This is a genomic window from Sphingopyxis sp. (assembly GCF_034380315.1).
Taxonomy (GTDB): domain Bacteria; phylum Pseudomonadota; class Alphaproteobacteria; order Sphingomonadales; family Sphingomonadaceae; genus Sphingopyxis.
Genome location: NZ_JAXMPB010000002.1, coordinates 256,581 through 277,773 on the forward strand (window position 1 = coordinate 256,581; position 21,193 = coordinate 277,773).

Below are 21,193 nucleotides of genomic sequence, written 5' to 3' on the forward strand. Positions count from 1 at the left end.
CCTTATCCCATCATCGATCCGCGCGGCGCCGCGGGCCCCCGATCAAAGCTCGGGGCCGCCCTCCGCCACCGTCCAGGTCTGCCCCTTCTTGAGCAGGCTTTGGAGGTCGGCGGTCTTGCCTTCGCGCGCGGCGGCGTTCTGGCGCCAGACATCGGCTTCGAAGGTCGGGCGCGGATCGTCGTAAAGGACGCCAAGCGCCATCGGAAACTCCCCGAAACGCATTTCGACCAGCATGTGCGCGACGCTGCGATTGGTGACGTCATGGACGATCACGCCCGCCGCCTGCCAGTCGCCATCGACGACATCGACGACCTTGAGCTCGAGCGCTTCGCTATCGAGCGCGATGCCCTTTGCGCCCTTGGCGAACAGCATCGGCTCACCATTTTTGAGCCATAGCTGGCGATCCTCGGCGCCCTTGGGGGCAGCGAAATCCTGGAACACATCCTTGTTATAAACGATGCAGTTCTGGAAGATTTCGATGAACGCCGCGCCCTTGTGGGCATGCGCCGCCTTCAGCACATTGGGCAGTTCTTTTGACACGTCGAAGCCGCGCGCGACGAAGCGGGCGCCTGCACCAAGCGCAAAGGCGGCGGGCTGCGCCGGACGATCGACCGAGCCATAGGGGGTCGAGGGGCTGTTGGTGCCGACGCGGCTGGTCGGCGAATATTGCCCCTTGGTCAGCCCGTAGATTTCGTTGTTGAACAACATGATCTGGCAATCGAGATTGCGGCGAATGAGGTGCATCGTGTGATTGCCGCCGATCGACAGCCCGTCGCCGTCGCCGGTGACGATCCAAATGTCGAGGTTCGGATTGGCGAGCTTCAGCCCCGTCGCAAAGGCCGGCGCGCGCCCGTGGATCGTATGGAAGCCATAGGTTTCCATATAATAGGGAAAGCGCGACGAGCAGCCGATGCCGCTGATGAACACGGTATTTTCGGGCGCGGTGCCGATGTCGGGCATGGTGCGCTGCACCGCCTTCAAAATCGCATAGTCGCCGCAACCGGGGCACCAGCGCACTTCCTGATCGGTTTCCCAATCCTTGAGCGTCGTCGTCTTGGCGATGCTGGTCATCTCGTTCACGACAGGGCCTCCTCGATCGCGGCTTCAATTTCGGCAATGCGGAACGGCTGGCCCGACACCTTGTTCAGCGGCTGAGCGTCGACCAGATACTGGTCGCGCAGCACCGTCTTCAATTGTCCGGTGTTCATTTCGGGCACGATCACCTTGTCATAGCTTTTCAGCAGTTCGCCGAGATTGGCGGGCAGCGGCCAGATATGCCGCAGGTGGATGTGGCTGACGTCCAGTCCCTCGGCGCGCTTGCGGCGGACCGCCTGGTGGATCGGGCCAAAGGTCGACCCCCAGCCGACGATGGCGAGTTTTCCGCCCTCCGCGCCCAGTTCGACGATCTGGTCGGGCACCTTGATACCGTCGATCTTGTCCTTGCGGATGTCGGTCATCGCCTGGTGATTTTCGGGCGCATAGTTGATGTGCCCGGTATCGACTTCCTTCTCGATCCCGCCGATGCGGTGGAGCAGACCGGGGGTTCCGGGCTTGACCCACGGGCGCGCGAGCTTTTCGTCGCGGCCATAGGGTTTGAAGCCACCTTCGGGCACTTCGGTCAGAAACGCGACAGGGAAGGCTTCATAGGTGGTGAGGTCGGGCACGTGCCACGGTTCGGCGGCATTGGCGATATAGCCGTCGGTGAGCAGCATCACCGGGGTCATGTACTGCACCGCGATCCGGCACGCCTCGATCGCGCATTCAAACGCATCGGCGGGCGAGCGGGCGGCGATCACCGGCATCGGCGCATCGCCGTTGCGGCCATAAACCGCCTGATAAAGGTCGGACTGTTCGGTCTTGGTCGGAAGACCCGTCGAAGGGCCCCCGCGCTGCGAGTTGACGATGACGAGCGGCAGCTCGGTCATGATCGCAAGGCCCATCGCCTCGCCCTTCAGCGCGATACCGGGGCCCGACGAGCTGGTGACGCCGAGCGACCCGCCATAGCTGGCGCCGATCGCCGAACAGATGGCGGCGATTTCGTCCTCGGCCTGGAAGGTCGTGACGTCATATTCCTTGAGCCGCGAAAGATGGTGGAGGATCGCCGACGCCGGCGTGATCGGATAGCCGCCAAAGAACATCGGCAGCTTCGCGAGCTGCGCGCCCGCGACGAGGCCGAGCGCAATGCCCTCTGCCCCCGTGAGCGTGCGATAAAGGCCCGGTTCGGCCGGAGCCGGTGCGACATGATGCTGTTTCAGCGGCCCGGCGAGTTCCGCCGTCTCGCCATAGGCGTGACCCGCGTTGAGCGCCGCGATATTCGCATCGGCAAGCTCGGGCGCCTTTGCGAATTTCGCCTTCAGCCAGTCGATCAGCGGCTGGCGGTCGCGGTCGAACATCCAGAGCGCGAGGCCCAGCGTCCACATATTCTTGCAGCGCAGCGCTTCCTTGTTGCCAAGGCCGAAGGGCTTGACCGCATCCATCGTCGCCTGGCTGATGTTGAGTTTCAACAGCTGCCATTTGGCCAGGCTGCCGTCCTCCAGCGGGTTCGATTCATATTTCGCCTTGGCAAGGTTGCGGTCGTTGAACTCGCCCTCGTCGGCGATGATCAGCCCGCCGAGCTTCAGCGCGCCGACATTGGTCTTGAGCGCCGCCGGGTTCATCGCCACCAGCACGTCGGGCGCGTCGCCCGCGGTGTCGATCTGGCTCGACCCGAAATTGATCTGAAACGCCGAAACGCCGAACAAAGTGCCCTGCGGCGCGCGAATTTCGGCCGGAAAGTCCGGGAAGGTCGCAAGGTCGTTGCCCGCGAGCGCGGTGGAAAGGGTGAACTGACCGCCGGTCAACTGCATCCCGTCGCCGGAGTCACCCGCGAAACGTACCACCACTGCATCGGAAAGGGGGGACTGGGGCGTCGTTGCCCGGTCCTCTACCGCTGTCGCCATTCTCTGCTCTGCCTTCAAATCTTGCGAACCTGTTCCATCGGCCTAGGCGCGTCCGCGCAAAGCCGCAATTCAGAAAAAATTGTGCGGCACAAAGCCGAACGCACCAACAAGTTTCATTTCGCGATTGAATATCGCCCTGCGATAGCGAATAGCTGCGTCAAAGCAACAGGACGAAAGGTGACAGGATGACCGAGGCCCCGACCCATTTCACGCGCCCCGACGTGGCCATGTTCCTGGCTTTCCTCAACGCGCAGGAAGGTCCGAAAATGAACGAGATGCCGCCCGAAGGCGCCCGCGAGATGATGCGGGTGATGGGCCAGCTTGCCGACGTTCCCCGCGGCGAGATCGCGAAGGTCGAGGACCGCACCATCCCCGGCCCGGCGGGCGATATTCCTGTCCGCATCTACGACAATCGCCCCGACCGCGAACCGGGACCGGTCATGCTTTTCTTTCACGGCGGCGGCTGGGTGATCGGCGATCTCGACACCCACGATCCCTATTGCGCCGAAGCGGCACGCATTCTGGACATGCCGGTGGTCGCCGTCGATTATCGCCTTGCCCCCGAGCACCCCTTCCCCGCCGCGCCCGAAGATTGCGAAGCCGCGACGCGGTGGGTCGCCGCGAACTTGCCCAGCACCGGCCTGGTCCTGTCTGGGGACAGCGCGGGCGGAAATCTGACGATCGCAACGGCGCTTGCGCTGCGCGACGAACCCGCGGCCAAGCCGGTCGTGGCGATCCATCCCATCTATCCGGCGGTCACGACCCACGACGATTGGCAAAGCTATCGCGATTTTGGGGAGGGACATTTGCTGACGCAGGACGGCATGGCCTGGTTCGCCGACCATTATGCCGCCGATCCGCAGGACCGCCGCGCAGCGCCACTCGACTTTTCCGCCGAGGGCCTGCCCCCGACGCTGTTGATTACCGCCGGGCTTGATCCGCTGCGCGACCAAGGGCGCGCCTATGCCGCGAAACTGATCGCCGCCGGGGTGCCGACCACCTATCGCGAGGCGCGCGGCAATATCCACGGTTATATTTGCCTGGCGCAGGGTATCCCCAGCGCCAAGGACGACATCAAGGGTGCACTCACAGTCTTGAAAGCCATCGTCGCCGAGTCCATGGCGACTGCATGAACGATCACGACACGCTTCCCTATCGCCCCTGCGCCGGGGTGATGCTCGCCAACCGCGATGGCCGCATCTTCGTCGGCCAGCGGCTCGATACCACGACCGAGGCCTGGCAGATGCCGCAAGGTGGGATCGACCCGGGCGAGGATGCCGAGGAAGCGGCGATCCGGGAACTGGGAGAGGAAACCGGCGTTCACGGCGGGTTGGTCGAGATCATCGCGCGCAGCCGCGACGAATATTTGTACGATCTGCCCGACGAGCTGATCGGCAAGATCTGGGGCGGCAAGTATCGCGGCCAGCGCCAACGCTGGTTTCTGATGCGGTTCATGGGAAGCGATGCCGACATCAACATCGAAACCAGCCATCAGGAGTTTCGCGCCTGGCGCTGGGCCGAACTCCATGAAATCGAAAAGCTGATCGTGCCGTTCAAACGCGCGCTTTATCGTGGGCTGGTCGAGGAATTCGGGCCGCTCGTCTGATCAGCGCCCGATCTGCGCGGCCTTGTCGCGCAGGTCGGCGGCCGACTGCGCATCGCCGTTGCGTTCGCGCAGATCGGCATAGAATAGCATGATCTCGCGGTTGAGCGGCTGGAGCCGATAGGCGCGCGCGATCATCTGCAACGCGCGGCCATCGTCGCCCTTTGCGGCCCACGCCCGCGCCAGTTCGCGAAGAATCACGACATCGCGGTCGCCAATGCGATGGCGCACCCGATCGAAATGACCGATCGCCTGATCCCAGTGCCGCAAGTCCATCGCCAGATGCCCGGCGAGCCGATCGGCGGCGATGCTCGACGGCTGGCTGTCGCGCAGCGCCAGAATGGCGGCTCCCGAACCCGCCGGATCGCCCGCACGAAACAGCGCATTGGCAAGCCGCAGGGTCGTCCGCTCGCCCGCATCCAGGGCGCGCGCGGCGCGAAAGGCCTCGACCGCCAGCTCATATCGCCCGCCCGCCAGCGCCGCATCGCCAAGCAGGATATGTGCGTCGGCAACACCGCGATTGGCATCGCGCAGCCGTATCGCGCGCTCGATCGCCCGTCCGGCATTGCCGCGCAATAGATCGGCTGAAATGGCGGGAATCACGCGCCCGGGATTCAGCGGTTCGGAATCGGCCGCCATGCCGATGAAATTATAGTCGCCATCGATGGCAAAGGGGGCAGCCTCGCCGCGCGCGAGCGTGGCCGCCCGCGCGGTCAGATCGGCGGCTTCGCCCGCGCGCCCGAGTTCGGACGCAGCGCGCGCCGCCATCAACAGCGACCAGCTGTCGGCGTCGGATCGGTCGACGATCGGCGCCAGCACATCGAAAGCGCCCTCGGCATCGCCGTCGCTCCACTCGGCGGCGGCGAGCAGGCGCCGCGCCGTCAGATTATGCGGTTGTTCGTTCAGCAATCGTCCGGCCCAGGTCGCCGCAACGGCCTCCCCGCCGAGTTGCAGTTCGACCACCGCGTTCAGCAACATGAAGGCGGGCACGTCGTCCATCTGGCCGCGCGTGCGTTGAAGCAGGCTGCGCGCCAGCCGGTAATTGTCGGCCCGCGCCGCAACGACCGCCTGCAGATAATAGAGCCGGGGATCGCGCGGTGCGAGCGTCGCGGCGTGGCGGAGTGACGCCAACATGTCACGATAGCGGCCAAGATCGCCCAGCGTCGCCGCCCGCTCGATCAGCGCGTCGGCATTGTCCGGATCGGCGTCCAGCGCCGCGTCGTACCAGCGCAGCGCGGCGCGAAGCCCCTCCTGCCTCCGGACAAGATTGGCGGTCAGCGCCAGCGCCGGACCGTTGCGGCCGTCGAGTTCGATCGCAAAGGCGACAGCATCGCGCGCGCCGCGTGTGTCGACATTGGCTTCGCGGAACCGCGCGACATCGACCCACAAGTCGGCGTTGCGCGGCAAAGCGCGCACCGCGCGGTCATACGCCTCTCGCGCCGCGCCCAGATTGCCGTTTTCGAGATGGATATTGCCGGCGACCCAGGCCGCTTCACCGATCATCTCGGGGATGATCGGCCCTTCATCGAGCGTCCGCAGCGCGCGGTTGCCATCGCCCTGCATCGCATAGGCGCGCGCCAGCAGCGGCCGCAGCGCATCGGCCTTTGCACCATGCGCCATCGCCTCGCGGACGGCCGCTTCGGCCGCGGCCCCGTCGCCGAGGCCGAACGCGACCCGCGCCAGTTGCACGCGCTCGGCTATCGCCTCCGGGTTGCGCGCGATCGCGTCCTGCAACACGGCTCGCCGCTCCTCGAACATCTGTCGCGGGGTTTGCGGCGGCGGGCCGTCGCAGCCGGCGGCGACGACCGCCAACAGCAACAGCGCCCCCGTCCGGACGCGCCCGCCAGGGACGGCCGGCCACATTCAGGCCTGCATCCGATATTGCTTGAGCAGGTCGTAAAGCGTCGGGCGGCTGATGCCGAGCAGCTTGGCGGCGTGCGAGATATTGCCTTCGCTCAGCCGCATGGCGCGGCGGATCGCGACGCGATCGGCGGCTTCGCGCGCGCTGCGCAGGTTCAGCCAGGCCTCTTCGCCCTCTCCCTCCTCGTCACCGACCGGCATATCGAGATCCTCGCGCATCACCAACTTGCCGTCGGCCATGATGACCGCGCGCTTTACCCGATTTTCGAGTTCGCGGACATTGCCGGGCCACGCGGCCTCGTCGATCGCCTGCAAGGCATCGGGGGCAAAGCCGCGAACGCCGGGGTTCATGTCGGGCGCATATTGATGCAGGAAATGCCGCGCCAGCAGCACGGAATCGCCGGCCCGGTCCGACAGCGCGGGTATCTTCACCACCATTTCGGCGAGACGATAATATAGATCATCCCGGAAATCGCCTGCCGCGATCATGGCATCGAGATTGCGATGCGTTGCACAGACGATCCGCGTATCGACCGCGATCGGTTTGCGCCCACCGATCCGTTCGATGGTCCGTTCCTGAAGGAAGCGGAGCAGCTTGACCTGAAGCGGCAGCGGAATATCCCCGACCTCGTCAAGGAACAGCGTGCCGCCATGCGCCAGTTCGATCTTGCCTTCGGTGGTCTTTACCGCGCCGGTAAAGGCACCCTTTTCATGCCCGAAGAGTTCGCTTTCGAGCAGGTTTTCGGGGATTGCGGCGCAGTTGATCGCCACAAAGGCCCCGTCGCGCCGACCGCTCGCTTCGTGCAATCCGCGCGCCAGCAGTTCCTTGCCGGTCCCGCTTGCGCCGAGCAGCATCACCGAAACGTCCAGCCCCGCAACCCGTTCGATCGTCCGCGCGACCTTTTGCATCACGGGCGCGCCCGTGATCATTCCGCCAAGCACGCGATGATCGCCCGATCCAAGCGCCGCGAGGCGAGCGTTTTCGGTTTCCAGCTCGCGAACATGAAAGGCGCGGCGAACGATGAGGCCCAGCTCGTCGATATCGATCGGCTTCTTGTAAAAATCCCACGCTCCGCTCGCGATCGCCGACAAGGCGCTTGCCCGCTCGCCATGGCCCGACACCACGATGACTTTCGTGTCGGGTTTCATCTCGAGGATCGCCGACAATGTCCGAAACCCCTCGCGCGTGCCATCGGGATCGGGCGGAAGCCCAAGGTCGAGCGTCACGACCGCCGGTTCCTCTGCGCGCAGCATGTCGATCGCGCTGTCATGATCGCCCGCAATCAGGACCCGATAATCCTCATAGGCCCATTTGAGCTGCGCCTGCAGCCCGGGGTCATCCTCGACCACCAGCAGGGTCGGTTTGTCACCGCTCGTCTCGCTCATCGGGAAGCCATTCTTTCATCCAGCAAATCTGTGTCCGTGCCGCCTCGCGCATCCGGCTGCGGCAACCAGAGGGTAAAGCAGCTCCCCCGCCCCGGCTCGCTCGCCACTTCGATGGTGCCGCCCATCGCCTGTGCGAGTTGCAATGCCTCGAAAGCGCCGAGGCCGAAGCCCGCTTCCTTTGTCGACACAAAGGGTTTGAACAGTTCGTCGCGAATGAAGGCCCGGCTCATGCCGCAGCCCTGATCGATGATGTCGATCCGGACCCGGCCCTGGTCGACCGCGGCGATCGCCTGGACCGGCGTATCGGCGTCGGAAGCGTCGATCGCATTGCTGACCAGATGATGGACGATCTGGCGCACGGATGCCCCGTCGGCCCACGCCGCCACCCCCGTCTGGCAGCTGACGAACAAGGTGCGGCGCGGCCGGATTTCGTCGGCCAGTTCGTGGAGCAAGGGTTCGACCGCGACCCGGCCAGCCTGGGCCGAGGGGCCGCGTTGACGCGGGGACAGGCGAACGAGCAGGTCGGACAATCGCCCCGCCGACAATTTCAGCGTACCGACCATGTCCGCTCGAAAGGCGGGGTTGTCGGCATGGCGTTCGGCATTGCGCGCGAGCAGCGACAACTGGCTGGCCAGATTCTTGATATCGTGCATGATGAAGGCGAAACGGCGGTTGAACTCGTCGAAGCGGCGCGCTTCGGATAGCGCCCGCTGGCTCTGCGCTTCGGCCAGATAGCTTGCCGCCTGCTGGCCAGCGATCCGCAGCACGTCGAGATCCTCCCAGTCGAGCGAACGCGACACGGCCGGACGGTGCAGCACGACGATCGCGATCATCCGATTGAAATGCAGCACGGGTACGACGACCCAGGCGCGCGGATCCGACAAGAGCCATTCGGGGATCGAAAGGCTGGAGGCGTCGGTGGACGGTGCCCGCCGTTCGGCGTCGAGATCGACGATATGCCGGGTTTCCTGAAGCATGAAGGCCGACCGCAGCGACAGCGCCGCTTCCTCGACCGGTTTGACCGGCCAGCGCCAATGGTCAGCGATCGCGAAGCCGCCCAGCGTATCGGGCAGCATCAGCAAAGCGCCGGGGCTGCCGGTCAGTTCGGCAAGCGCCTTTGCGACGCGGCGGTGAAGACTGGCATCGCCCTCCTCGCCGCTGTCTCCGGTCCCCAGGGTCGCGGTAAACCGCATCCATTCGGCGCGATAATCATAGCGATGCTCGAAAAAATGCTTGGTGATCATCACCGACGACCAGGCCCGCGCGCGCGCCGAGAGCAGGAACAAGCCCCCCGTTCCAAGCGCCAGAATCAGGAAGGTCGCCTGCGCGAGATAGGCATAGTCGCCGCCGACGAAACGGGCGACGGCGCCCGCCAGCCCGATCAGGATCAAATAGGCCGCCCCGCCGATCAGCACGATCGTCCGCATGGCAGCCGGGCGCGACAGACGCATGCGATCGCGGCCGACATTCAGTGTGGCGACAATGAATGTCGGCAGCACCAGCAGGGCGACACCGGGCAGAAGGGCAATCAGCGTCGATGCGGCCTGCCCGGTCAGCGCGCCGATCAACTGGGCATTGAGTTCATAGCCCCACAGCATCGCCAGACCGCCAGCGACGACCGCGAGCCGCGCCGTCGCCCCGCTGTTCGCCCGGCGGACCGCGCTGTCGACGATCAGCAATCCCCCCGCCGCGACGATCATCGCGGTGATGGTCAGCGCAAAGTAAAGCCATGTGTCGTCGCCGATCCGGACGCCCAACAGAGGCATGATCGCCAACAGCAGCATGACGATGCAGATCGTCGCCAGCATCTTTTGGATAAGCCGCAGCGGCGCGGGCATCGGCGCCCGTTTCGACCAGAAGGTGCCAGAACACCAGTAGAGCATCGTCAGATCGCGGATCGGCTGGACCGCCAGCGCCTCGACCGAACCCGGACCGAACCCATAAAGCGCGGCGCACCATAGCGCGACGCCCGCCACCACCGCGGTCAAAGGCACCGGTGCCGCACCCCGCGCCGCACGGCGCATCGCCGGGTGCGTCAGCATCCATAGCAGCATGGCCAGAAAGCCCGTCATCGCCAGCGCGGACAGGATGTGGGACAGGCTGGCGAGCGTCATGTCTATCGGGCCCCCTCGGGCCACAGCACGACGCGGACGGTCTGGAGGAGGATCAGCAAATCCAGAAAGGGCGAATAATTTTTGGCGTAGTAGAGGTCGTATTCCAGCTTGGCGCGCGCGTCTTCGACCGAGGCGCCATAGGGATAGTTGATCTGTGCCCAGCCCGTCACGCCCGGCTTGACCATATGACGCTCGGCATAAAAGGGCAGCTCGCGTTCCAGTTCCTCGACGAAACTCGGCCGTTCGGGGCGCGGGCCGACGATGCTCATCTCGCCCTTGAGCACGCACCAAAGCTGCGGCAGTTCGTCGATGCGAAGCTTGCGGATAATGTTGCCGACGCGGGTGATACGCGGGTCATTCTCGCTCGCCCAAACCGCCTTGCCCGCGGCCTCCGCATCGGTGCGCATCGACCGTATTTTCCAGACGTCATAGGTTTCGCCGAACAGCCCCACGCGCGCCTGACGATAGAGCATCGGCCCCCGGCTATCGAGCTTGACCGCGATCCCCGCGATCAGGATCAGCGGCAGACCGATCACCAACACCATCAGGCTGGCGACAATATCGAACAGGCGCTTGCTGACGCGCGAAATCCGTTGCCCTGCCGAAAAGCCGTCGGAAAAGATCAATCCGCTAGGATTGGTGGTGGCCAGATCGACACGCCCCGTCTCGCGCTCGATAAAGCTGGAGATGTCGTTAACGTGGACCCCGGTCGTCTTGACCCGCAACAAATCGCCCAGCGGCAAGGACCCGCGGCGTTCCTCGAGCGCAAGCACCACCTCGCCCGCTTTCAGGCTGAGCACATGATCCGACAGATTATTGATCTGCGCACGCGGGACGGCACCCGCCATCGTCTTTTCGCTGGCCGACATGGCAACGTAGCCGACGATGTCGAGGCCGCTGCCCGGACGTTCGGCCATTTCGGCCAATCGCGCGGCACGTGGCCCCGCCCCCAGAATCAGGACCCGCCGCCGAAAGGCATCGGTCCCGGCGGTCTGGGTCAAGGCCAGGCGCACCAGAAACAACAGGGCAATCGCGATCGCCATCGCGTAAATGCTGTTCGCGCGCCACAATGTCGCCGTCGGCAGCAGAAAGCCGACCACCGACAGGAACAGCACGCCGAGCGAAACCGCCGCCAGCAGCCGCGCGGTGGCAAAGCGCATCGAGCGCAGCGCCTCGTTGCCATAAAGTCCAGTCGCCATCATCGCCAGCGAGTTGGCGAGCGCAAAGGTCAGCACCGGAAGCGCGCGATCGGCGAAAGGCCCCGGACCGAAATCCGCCTGCTGAGCATAGATATGCCAAGCGCTCTCCGCCGCCGCGAGCAGCGCGAGGAATTCGATCAGCGCCAGCCACGCAACCGAGTGCGGCACATAATGTTTGAACAATCTGAACATGAAGCCTGAATGCGCCCTTTCAAGGCTGCGTTATAGGTTACAGGCGTGAATTGTCGGTAAACTTTACACATTTGCGATGGTTCGCGAGCGATTGGACGGGGGGTGACGACCGACAATCAAGGCGATAGACCATGCAAATGACCGTATCGATTCAACCCGTTGTCCTGTGTGGCGGCGCCGGAACCCGTCTTTGGCCTGAATCGCGCGGCATTCGCGCCAAGCAGTTTCTGGCGCTGGCCGGCGATACCAGCCTGTTTTCGCAAACGCTCGACCGAACGCCCGCCGGAACGACATTCGGTGAAGCGCTTGTCCTTTGCGGTGCCGCCCATGTGGAGCAGGTCCGCGACCAGATCGATGGACGCGCCGCCAGATTGATCGTCGAACCAGCGCCGCGCGGCACGGCGGCCGCCATTGCGCTCGCCGTGGCCAGCGCGGACGCGGATGCGTTGCTGCTGGTGATGCCCAGCGACCATGTCATCGCCGACCTTGCCGCCTTTCACGCAGCCATCGCAAAGGCCGCCGCGCTGGCCGCCGACGATCGCATCGTGACCTTTGGCATCACACCCGACCACCCCGAAACCGGCTTCGGCTATATCGCCAGCGGGCCGCCGCTCGGGGAATTGGGCTTTGCGGTCGAGCGATTCATCGAAAAGCCACCGCTTGCCGACGCCGAAGCGATGCTCGCCGCCGGCGGATATAGCTGGAATGCCGGCATATTCCTGTTTCGGGCGGGCCGAATGCGCGGCGCGATGCAGCAGCATTGCCCAGCGATTCTGGCCGCCGCCGAGCAGGCCGTCACCGATGGCCGCTTGGAGGGCGACGCCTTTTACGCCGACGCCGCGGCGTTCGCCGCCGCCCCAACGGACTCGATCGACTATGCCGTGATAGAAAAGGAAGAGCGCGTTGCGGTCGTTCCGGTCGCGATGGGATGGTCGGACCTTGGAAGCTGGCAGGCGGTGCACGCCCTCGCCAACAAGGACGCGGCGGGAAATGCCCCGTCAGGCGACGTGTTCCTGGCAGACAGCCATGGCAATCTGATCCGCGCCAACGGAAAGAAAGTGTCGGTGATCGGCATGAATGATGTCGCGGTGATCGTCGATGGCGACGATATTCTGATCATGCCGCTTTCGCGATCGCAGGATGTGCGTGCCGCTGCCAAGGCGCGCGGATAGGCCGGCATGACACCGCGGCCGGCCCTGTTCCGCAGAGTATCCGACGCCGAAAATTCAGTCTTCAAATGCGTGCCCCCTCCCCCCCCCCTTTCTCCAGGAGATCGACGAATGATGGATCGCCGTACGCTTCTTGCCGCAACCATAGCCACCACGGCACTTGCAGGATTTCGTTCGCCCGCTCGAGCGGCGCTCGCGGCGGAAAGCGAAGGGGCCCGGCTGACGGCAATCTATGAACGGATATTCGATCAACTGCTCGATAACGGTCCCGAATTCTGCACGGCGCTGGGTCTCGACAAGGGTGAGCGCAGCTCCGCCAAGTCGCATCTCAACGATCGCTCGCCCGATGGCCTGCTTCGCGACCAGGCCTTGTATCGGCAAGGCCTGGAGGCATTGAAAGCGATCGATCCCACCAAGCTTTCGGGCATGGACCTTGTCAATTACGAGACGTTTCGCGGCCCCTGGGAAACTTACGTAAACGCCTTTGATACGTTCAGCTATGGGCTTCACAGCTGGCCCGAGCCGCATCCGGTGACGCAGCTCAGCGGCACATACCGCTCGATCCCCGATTTCCTCATAAACCAGCACGGCATCGCGACCGAAAGCGACGCCGAAGCCTATCTCGCGCGCTGCGACGCCTTTGCCACCGAACTTGACCGCGAAACCGGTCGGATCGATGCCGATCACGCGGCCGGGATCATCCCGCCCGATTTCGTGATCGACCGCACGCTCGAACAATATCGCGCGATCCTGTCGCCTACGCCCGAAAACAACGGGCTGACGACCAATATCGCGGCGAAGACAGGCGCAAAGGCGATTGCGGGCGACTGGGCCGCGCGCTGCGCGGCCATCGTCCGCGATCGCATTTATCCGGCGATGCAGCGGCAGGTGGCCTCGCTGACCACCGTTCGCCCGCGAGCGACCCATGATGCCGGTGTATGGCGCCTGCCGCAGGGCGCCGAATATTATGATTATGCGCTGCGCTATGCGACGACCACCAGCCTGTCGGCCGAGGAGATTCACCAGCTCGGCCTGGAACGCATGGCCGAACTCAGCGCCCGCGCCGACACGATCCTGCGCCAACAGGGCATGACCAAGGGCAGCGTCGCCGAACGGCTGAATGCGCTCGGCAAGGACCCCCGCTTCATCTATCCCAACACCGAGGCGGGCAAGGAAAAGCTGATCGCCGAACTCAACGCCCAGATGGCCGCGATGCAGAAGCGCCTGCCCGAATGCTTTGGCCGGCTGCCGAAGGCGGAGGTGGAAATTCGCCGCGTTCCTGAGGAGATAGAGGCAGGCGCAGCCGGCGGCTATTACCAGATACCCGCGCTCGATGGCTCGCGCCCCGGTGCCTATTATATCAATCTGCGCGACACCGCCGACAATCCGTCGTGGACGCTGCCGACGCTGACCTATCACGAAGCCTCGCCCGGCCATCATCACCAGATCGCGCTGGCCCAGGAAGCGCCGGGAATTCCTCGCCTGCGCCGATTGCCGACCTTTTCGGTCTATAGCGAAGGCTGGGGCCTTTATGCCGAGCAGCTCGCGGACGAGATGGGGGTCTATGCCGACGACCCCTGGGGTCGTCTCGGCTATCTGCAATCCTATATGTTCCGCGCCGCCCGCCTGGTCGTCGACACCGGGCTGCACCACTATCGCTGGACCCGCGAAGAGGCGATCCGCTATTACAACGAGGAACTGGGCACGCCCGAACGCTCGAACATCACCGAAATCGAACGCTATTGCGTGTGGCCCGGACAGGCGACGAGCTACATGGTCGGACAGATACGGTGGGTGGCGATCCGGGAAAAGGCCAAACACACGCTCGGCGACGCATTCGATCTGCGCGCATTCCACGACACCGCACTCGGCGCGGGCGCGATGCCGATCGACGTGCTGGAGAAACTGATCGAGCGCTGGGTGGCGGATCAAAGCTGAAAAAAAATTCTGGGGCTCATGTCGATTCCACATCCCCTCGTTCGTCGTGTCGGTGCGGGGTCATAAGACCCCTGCCAATCAAGGAGAATGACGATGCGTGTCATGGTATTTGTCAAGGCCACCGAAGACAGCGAACAGGGCATCGCCCCCACCGCAGAAACCGCCGCGATGTTCGAGGCGATGGGCCGGTTCAACGAAGAACTCGTCAACGCAGGCGTCCTGCTTGGCGGCGACGGCCTCAAGCCTTCGTCGGCGGGCAAGCGGATCGCCTTTGACGGTCCCGGTCGCACGGTAATCGACGGACCGTTCGCCGAAACCCGCGAATTGGTCGCCGGTTACTGGATCTGGGAAGTCAAGGACATGGACGAGGCGGTTGCCTGGGCCAGGCGTTGCCCCAATCCGATGCCGGGGCCGAGCGAACTCGAAATCCGTCCCATTTACGAAGTCGAGGATTTCGCCGATGTCATCACGCCAGAAGCAAGCGAAATTCACGGCCGCGTCCGCGACAAGCTGGACGGTGCCTGAACCTAGGCCAGGACCGCCGCGCTTGCCCTGCGCCGTCTGATCGCCAACATATCCGTCATGGTGACAGACGACACGCACAGGGCCATCGAGGCGGTCTTCCGGATCGAGCGCGCGCGGCTGATCGGCGGCCTCGCGCGCATCGTCCGCGACGTCGACCAGGCCGAGGAGCTTGCCCAGGACGCGCTGGTGACTGCGCTTGCCCAATGGCCGCGGTCGGGCATTCCCGACCGCCCCGGCGCCTGGTTGATGGCCGCCGCGCGGCGCCGCGCGATCGATGCGATCCGCCGCAACCGGATGCGCGAAAGAAAGCATGTCGAGATTGCGCGCGATCTCGACGGCGGCCAGAGCGACGATGCGCGCGACATGGAACAGGCCATGGACGATGATATTGGCGACGAACTGCTGGGGCTGATCTTTACCGCCTGCCATCCGATCGTGTCGGCCGATGCCCGCGCCGCGCTGACGCTGCGCCTGGTCGCAGGGCTGACGGTCGAGGAAATCGCCCGCGCCTTTCTGTCAAACCCCGCGACGATCAACCAGCGCATCGTGCGCGCCAAACGCACGATCGCCGACGCCGGCCTGGCGTTCGAGGTGCCGCGCGGCGCGGATCGGGACGCGCGCCTGGCGTCGGTTCTCGGCGTCGTTTATCTGATTTTCAACGAAGGCTATGCCGCGACGTCGGGTGACGATGTCGTCCGCCCGTCACTCTGTCAGGAAGCACAGAGGCTCGGTCGCATCCTGGCTGGGTTGATGCCGGGCGAACCCGAAGTCTTTGGCCTTCTGGCGCTGATGGAAATACAGGCCTCGCGCCTCAGCGCGCGGGTCGCCCCCGATGGCAGCCCGATCATGCTGCCCGACCAGAACCGGGCCCGGTGGGACCAGCTTCTGATCCACCGCGGACTAACCGCCCTCGACCAGGCCGAGACGCTCGCGCAGGGAAGCGACGGAGCGTATGCGCTTCAGGCCGCGCTCGCCGCCTGCCACGCGCGGGCGCGGCGGCCGGAGGACACCGACTGGCTGACGATCGCCGCCCTCTATGACCGGTTGCGCGACGTCATGCCGTCGCCCGTTGTCGACCTCAATCGCGCCATTGCGCACAGCATGGCCCATGGCCCCGAAGCGGGATTGCGCCTGGTCGATGCGATTGCCGATGCCGCCGCGCTTCGCAACTACGCGCCCCTTCCCGCGGCGCGCGGCGATTTCCTGTTCCGCGCGGGCCGGCGTGACGAAGCCCGCGACGAATTCGTCGCTGCCGCTGCCCTGTCGGCGAATGAGCGCGAGCGCGCCTTCCTTTTGGCCCGCGCCGCGGCTTGCGCCGCCTGACGGCACCGGCGCATCCACGCTATTTCAGCAGCGCAACCCACTTCGCTCGCGTCTGGTCAAACAACGCCTTTTCGGCCGGACAATCGATCGGCGATCCGTTAGTCAATATGTCGAGCAATTTGCCAGGTTGCCCCTTGAACGCCTGAAGATCGCGGCACACGCGCCCCTCCTCGACCCGCGCACCGACCGCATCGCGCGCCAGATTGTTCGGGATCCAATGGTTCGCTCGCGATGTTCCTTCATAGCGATAGCCGTTGCCGACCCAGATATCCTTGTTCTCGACATAGGATTTTCGTTCGTTCAATTCGACGACATCATTGTCTTCGTCGAAGAATTGATAGGTTTCGGCCGGCGCGAAAAAGCGCATGCTGAGCGGCGGATAATCAAAGCTTCCAAGCCATTCCGCCTCGGTCAGCAACCGCCCGGGCGAAAGCGTCGGATCGAAAACCGCGATCCCGTCGGGGGTCTGGAATGCCAGCGCGACATGATAGCGCCAGTTCACGCTAGCGTCGGCGGGATAGCCGATCGTGCCGCGAACCCCGCGTGTAAAGGCCGACGGAGCCACGACCCATTGCTTGACCGCCTTTGCCCGCAGCGCGGCGGGAAGCAGCATATAGGCCGCGTGGGCGCGGTCATGACAGCCACTGAGGCGGTAGTTGGCGAACGCAATCGCCGTCACCGCATCGCGCAGCCCGCCAACTTCGGCTGGAGTCAGTTCGACCAGCTGGGTGTCGCTGTTGGTTCCGCTGGGCCCGAAACGCGACAGGGGCAACAGGGTGGGGAAGGAACGTACCGCGTCCAGTTCGGGCGGCCCGGCGTCGGCATCCTTTGGCGCCACCAGTTCGGCTTCGACGCAATAATGGAGTGTCGCGGTTCCGAACCCCTGCTGCGCCACCTGTTGCTGGCCGGCATAGACCCGTCGCACGGTGCCCGCCGGACACTCCGCATCGGGCGATACCATCGTCACCCCCTGCGCAATCGGCACCTGGCGCTGCTGCTGCGCCGTCGCCGGCAAAGAAGCCGGCACCGAACATAGTCCCGCCGCGATGGCGGCCCCCACAAATTTCCGCATCGTCCTGCCTTCCCCCCTTGTACAATCGGCCCGCCGTTCAGGCCCGCCCCGAATATTCCCGCAGCCGCAGGCCGAACACCAGATGCGCGCCGAGCTTCACCCCCGTCGTTCCGACCAGGCTGTTGTTGCGGTATTTCAATTCTTCAAATTTCATCGCCTTGCGATCGCGCTCGGCTTCGATGATGATATAGATGCCATCGCGCAGAAACGCGCCGCCGATCAGCGGCTTGATCTCAAGCAACGGCAATTCGCCCCAGATATGGTCGTCGGGATTCTTGCCGAACACATCGATCACCGCTTCGGCCAGATTGGTCGCGAGGGACAAATAAGGGATGCCCTTCAGCACGTCGATGCTCTTGATTTCCGGGACTTTGTCGACCACCGATTTGAACCGTCCGTAATATTCCGACGCATCGCTATCCATCTCGTAAAGATCGATGCCGATATTCGCCGATCCTTCGATCAAAATACGCCGGAAAACGCCCGAAAACAGAAAACCGGGCGCATATTGATCGTCCTTGACGTCAAATTCGCGGACAAAGGAGGCAACGGCCTCCTGTCCTGCGATGTTCTGGGGGTCAGCGGTGTGCGCCTGTATTTTCAGCAGCCCCTCGTTACGCCCGCCGAACAGTCCCTCGGGAAGGTCGCCGCCATATAGGGCATAGACATCGATATCGAGCATTTGCCGGGCGGACTTTGGATAGGGCAATGCGTCCAGAACACTGCTTCCCGCCGAAATGATGTCATAGTCGATATTCGGTTGCGGGCGATCATGTCCCTTGCTCTTCAAATCGACGAAACCCAGTTTGACGGCACGTCGCGGCCTGCTCTTTTCCAGCATGTTTTTCGGCCGCATGATTTCTTCTGCTTGCTGTTCCCCCATCACACCCCCCTTTCCCGTTTCTTTGGTCAGCCTATCACTCGATTATCCGCTTGCCAATTCGGTCGCGCCGGACGAATTGACAAATATTTTGTCCATTATAGTTTCAACGCATGAGCAACGATATCGCCATGCTCGAAGATGCCGGTGCGGCACGGATCGCGCTGTCGCCGCTGCGCCGCGAACTGCTGACCCGCCTTCGCACCCCGGCGTCGGCGTCGATGCTGTCAGAGGCGCTGAACATGCCGCGCCAGAAACTCGGCTATCATCTGCGGGTGTTGGAACAGGCGGGGTTGATTACGGCATCGGAAACCCGCCAACGTCGCGGGTTCACCGAGAAACTCTATCGCGCGCGCGGCGACGCCCTGATCGTCGATCCGATGATCATGGGGGCCGACGACCCCGCGCATGTCGAAGCGCAGGATCGTCACGCGGCGACGCATCTGGTACGGACCGCCGCCGCCATCGTGCGCGACGTGTCGCGGATGCAGGCCGCCGCAGAGAGCGAGAACAGCCGCCTTCTGACCTTCACGGTCGAAGCCGATGTGGGGTTCGAGCACCCCGCCGATATCGAAACCTTTACCGCGCGCCTGTCGGATGCGCTCGCCGCGATCGCCGCCGATTTCGCGCCGCCGGGCCGGGGACGGCGATACCAGGTAACGATCGCGGGCCACCCCGCGACGGCCACCCGCCCCGCCGCCGCCGTTAACTGACCATCGGGAGAAGCCCTGTGTCCGATCGCCAAGAAATGCCCCGCCGGGATCGCGTCCTTGTCGACGTGACGATCGCGGCGCCCGCCGACCTGTTATGGGATGCCATCCGCGATCCCGCCGCCATCAAAAACTGGTTCGGCTGGGATTCCGAAACGCTGGGCGAAGAAATCCGCTATATCTTCGTCGATCACGCCCGCGCCGATGCCGACCACCGCATCATTCATTTCGAAGGAACCGACGACCGGATCGAAATCGTCGCGGATGGCGCCCGATCCCGCCTTCGCATCATCCGCGCGGTCGCGGCTGGCGACAGCTGGGACGGAATTTACGAAGACATGACCGAAGGCTGGATCAGCTTTGCGCAACAATTGCGCTTCGGCATCGAGCGCCACGCGCTCGCCGACCGGCGCACGATCCGCCTGAGCGGCGCGGCGCGGAACGGAGCAAAGCTGCCGATCGAGGCGCTGGGCCTGGCGCCGCTTCGGTCACTTTCGCCCGGCACGCCCCTCGTCATTCCCGGCCCCGCCACGATGGGCGCAAGGGGGCCGCAAGGAACCGAGGGCATCGCCTGGCACCGCGGGGCCTGGCAGGTCGGACTGGCGGTTCCGGCGTGGGGCGACGGCTTGCTCATCGTCACCGACCGCCCTGCCCAAGGCGAAACGACCGGTGGCGGATCGGCCACCCTGACCACTTATGGCCTTGATGCCGATCGGTTCGAGGCGCTCGAAACGCGCTGGCGTCAATGGTGGCAGGAGCATTTCGCTGCCCCACCGACCGATCCGGAGAGCTGTGAACGCGCCTGAGCGGGAACGAAGCCCGAGCGCGCGTCAATCGCCGGCGAAATCAAAGGCGCTGACCCCGCGCTCGCCCTCGCGGAACCGAAGCGGGCGCCCGATGGGCGGGGTCGATCGCTGTACACAGCCGCTTCGGGTGCAGCGCCGACAGCCAAGGCCGATCGGCGTTGCCCGCTCGCGCATCAGGTCGATTCCGCGCGCCGCGACAAGCGGAGCGGCGACCTTGGCATCAACCCCGACACATACCGCAAAGCGCGCCGGCGTGCCGCTCCCGGTCGCGCCCGGCGCCGCCACGCTGCGGCTTTGCGTAAACCAGCGCGTGCCATCCTCCATCTCGACCAGATCGGCAACGACTTCGCCCGCGCGGGCGAAGGCTTCGTGCATCCCCCACAGCGGACAGCGCGCATCGCCGTCGACCAGCGCCGATTGGCTGGCCCCCGCATAACGCTTGCTCCCCTGCCCCGCCCGATCGATACGCAGCATGAAAAAGGGCAGCCCCCGGGCACCGACCCGCTGGAGCGTGGTCAATCGATGCGCGACCTGTTCAAAACTGGCGCCGAAGCGGCGCTGGAGCAACAACAGATCATAGCCCGTCGCATCGCAGGCACGCAGAAAGCGACCATAGGGCATCATCAGCGCGGCCGCGAAATACTGGATGAGATGCCGTTCGAACAGGCGCGCGGCGCCCGGCTCGGCAAACTCCGCCCCCGCGACCAGCGCCGCGATTTCCTCCTTCGCCTCCATCTGCGCCAACGTCGCCGCCGCCTGAAAGGTCCGCGAAGCCGGGCGGAGCAACTCGTTCAGCATCAACTGCCGGGCATGCCAGTCGAGCCAACGCAGCCTGTCGGGCATGACGTCGGCCGGCAAGATGCGGATACCCAATTGATGCCGGGTGCGCAGCCGTTCGGCGATGGTGCCGTACAGATCCCCGCCCGCGAGGCGCAGCTCGTCGGCCAGTTCCTCGGCACGCGCATCAAGGTCGGCGAAATGATTGCGCCATTTCTCGATCGCGCGGCGCACGGCATCGACCTCTGGCGCGTCGGCACGAGCAGGCGCGGCGGACGCTTCGCCCCCACCCTGATCGAACAGCCGGGCAAAGGCCGCCGCCGTGGCGGGCGCCATCTGCATCCATTCCTCCACCTCGCGCGCGCCGATGCCCAGATCGGCGAAACGCGGATCGGCGAGGCGACGGCGAAGCCCGGCGAGGCCACCCGGCACATCCTCTGCACCCAGCGTCGCGGCGTCAAAACCGAAACGCTCGGCCAGCCGCACAATCACCGTCGCCGACAGGGCGCGCTGCCCATGCTCGATCAGATTGAGGTAGCTTGGCGAGATGTCGAGCGCCTCGGCCATCGCAGCCTGTGTCAGCCCGGCATCGCGCCGCACCTTGCGCACCGCCGGCCCGGCAAACACCCGTCGCTCCGCCATCAATGTAACTTTCTTTACTGATTTACATGCGACTTTGCACCGATGCGCAATATTTCAC

The 21,193-nt window shown here is 64.7% G+C and carries 16 protein-coding genes and 1 pseudogene; 8 read left to right on the forward strand and 9 right to left on the reverse strand.

What is annotated here, in order from left to right; translation table 11 throughout:
• Positions 1-42: 42 nt before the first annotated feature.
• Entirely contained in the window at positions 43-1,080 is a 1,038-nt protein-coding gene (locus tag U0S50_RS04295) for a 2-oxoacid:ferredoxin oxidoreductase subunit beta (RefSeq protein ID WP_322307525.1), read from the reverse strand.
• On the reverse strand, positions 1,077-2,939 hold the full coding sequence (locus U0S50_RS04300; RefSeq protein WP_322307526.1) for a 2-oxoacid:acceptor oxidoreductase subunit alpha: 1,863 nt from the start codon (positions 2,937-2,939) through the stop codon (positions 1,077-1,079). Before U0S50_RS04300 ends, U0S50_RS04295 begins: the two co-directional genes overlap by 4 nt.
• A gap of 185 nt (positions 2,940-3,124) precedes the next feature.
• Here U0S50_RS04300 and U0S50_RS04305 point away from each other — a divergent pair, with 185 nt between their 5' ends.
• Positions 3,125-4,072 carry an alpha/beta hydrolase gene (locus U0S50_RS04305; RefSeq protein WP_322307527.1) on the forward strand — a complete coding sequence of 316 codons (948 nt, stop codon included), beginning with the start codon at positions 3,125-3,127 and terminating at the stop codon, positions 4,070-4,072.
• A complete protein-coding gene (locus U0S50_RS04310) occupies positions 4,069-4,545 on the forward strand; it encodes an RNA pyrophosphohydrolase (protein WP_322307528.1) in 477 nt (158 codons plus the stop codon). Before U0S50_RS04305 ends, U0S50_RS04310 begins: the two co-directional genes overlap by 4 nt.
• Here the strand turns inward: U0S50_RS04310 and U0S50_RS04315 are convergent, their stop codons facing one another.
• The 4 genes from U0S50_RS04315 to U0S50_RS04330 are packed head-to-tail and all read right to left on the reverse strand — an operon-like array spanning position 4,546 to position 11,293.
• Positions 4,546-6,405: a tetratricopeptide repeat protein gene (locus tag U0S50_RS04315; RefSeq protein ID WP_322307529.1), complete on the reverse strand. Its 1,860-nt coding sequence runs from the start codon at positions 6,403-6,405 to the stop codon at positions 4,546-4,548.
• On the reverse strand, positions 6,406-7,788 hold the full coding sequence (gene prsR / locus U0S50_RS04320) for a PEP-CTERM-box response regulator transcription factor (protein ID WP_322307530.1): 1,383 nt from the start codon (positions 7,786-7,788) through the stop codon (positions 6,406-6,408). It abuts the gene before it with no gap.
• Entirely contained in the window at positions 7,785-9,902 is a 2,118-nt protein-coding gene (gene prsK, locus U0S50_RS04325) for an XrtA/PEP-CTERM system histidine kinase PrsK (RefSeq protein WP_322307531.1), read from the reverse strand. Before prsK ends, prsR begins: the two co-directional genes overlap by 4 nt.
• Before the next feature lie 2 nt (positions 9,903-9,904).
• A complete protein-coding gene (locus U0S50_RS04330) occupies positions 9,905-11,293 on the reverse strand; it encodes a TIGR03013 family XrtA/PEP-CTERM system glycosyltransferase (protein ID WP_322307532.1) in 1,389 nt (462 codons plus the stop codon).
• Positions 11,294-11,430: 137 nt separating this feature from the next.
• Between U0S50_RS04330 and U0S50_RS04335 the strand changes: the two genes are divergently transcribed.
• From U0S50_RS04335 to U0S50_RS04350, 4 genes and pseudogenes are all read left to right on the forward strand, one after another.
• Complete coding sequence (locus U0S50_RS04335) at positions 11,431-12,465, forward strand: mannose-1-phosphate guanylyltransferase (protein WP_322307533.1); 1,035 nt, start codon at positions 11,431-11,433, stop codon at positions 12,463-12,465.
• A gap of 108 nt (positions 12,466-12,573) precedes the next feature.
• Complete coding sequence (locus U0S50_RS04340; protein WP_322307534.1) at positions 12,574-14,400, forward strand: DUF885 domain-containing protein; 1,827 nt, start codon at positions 12,574-12,576, stop codon at positions 14,398-14,400.
• Positions 14,401-14,493: 93 nt separating this feature from the next.
• Positions 14,494-14,853 (forward strand): annotated as a pseudogene (locus U0S50_RS04345) (YciI family protein); the annotation flags it as partial.
• Between the two features lie 129 nt (positions 14,854-14,982).
• Positions 14,983-16,248, forward strand: a complete 1,266-nt coding sequence (locus tag U0S50_RS04350) for an RNA polymerase sigma factor (RefSeq protein WP_322307535.1) — start codon at positions 14,983-14,985, stop codon at positions 16,246-16,248.
• 19 nt (positions 16,249-16,267) lie between these two features.
• Here the strand turns inward: U0S50_RS04350 and U0S50_RS04355 are convergent, their stop codons facing one another.
• On the reverse strand, positions 16,268-17,320 hold the full coding sequence (locus tag U0S50_RS04355; protein WP_322307536.1) for a protein-glutamine glutaminase family protein: 1,053 nt from the start codon (positions 17,318-17,320) through the stop codon (positions 16,268-16,270).
• Positions 17,321-17,357: 37 nt separating this feature from the next.
• Complete coding sequence (locus U0S50_RS04360) at positions 17,358-18,176, reverse strand: hypothetical protein (RefSeq protein ID WP_322307537.1); 819 nt, start codon at positions 18,174-18,176, stop codon at positions 17,358-17,360.
• Positions 18,177-18,313: 137 nt separating this feature from the next.
• Here U0S50_RS04360 and U0S50_RS04365 point away from each other — a divergent pair, with 137 nt between their 5' ends.
• Together U0S50_RS04365 and U0S50_RS04370 are read left to right on the forward strand one after the other, a co-directional pair.
• Positions 18,314-18,913 (forward strand): helix-turn-helix domain-containing protein, encoded by a 600-nt coding sequence (locus U0S50_RS04365; protein ID WP_322307538.1) that lies wholly within the window; start codon positions 18,314-18,316, stop codon positions 18,911-18,913.
• Between the two features lie 17 nt (positions 18,914-18,930).
• Entirely contained in the window at positions 18,931-19,716 is a 786-nt protein-coding gene (locus U0S50_RS04370) for a hypothetical protein (protein ID WP_322307539.1), read from the forward strand.
• A gap of 24 nt (positions 19,717-19,740) precedes the next feature.
• Here U0S50_RS04370 and U0S50_RS04375 read toward each other — a convergent pair whose 3' ends face one another.
• Positions 19,741-21,135, reverse strand: coding sequence for a helix-turn-helix domain-containing protein (locus tag U0S50_RS04375; RefSeq protein WP_322307540.1), 1,395 nt, complete (start codon positions 21,133-21,135; stop codon positions 19,741-19,743).
• Between the last annotated feature and the right edge of the window lie 58 nt (positions 21,136-21,193).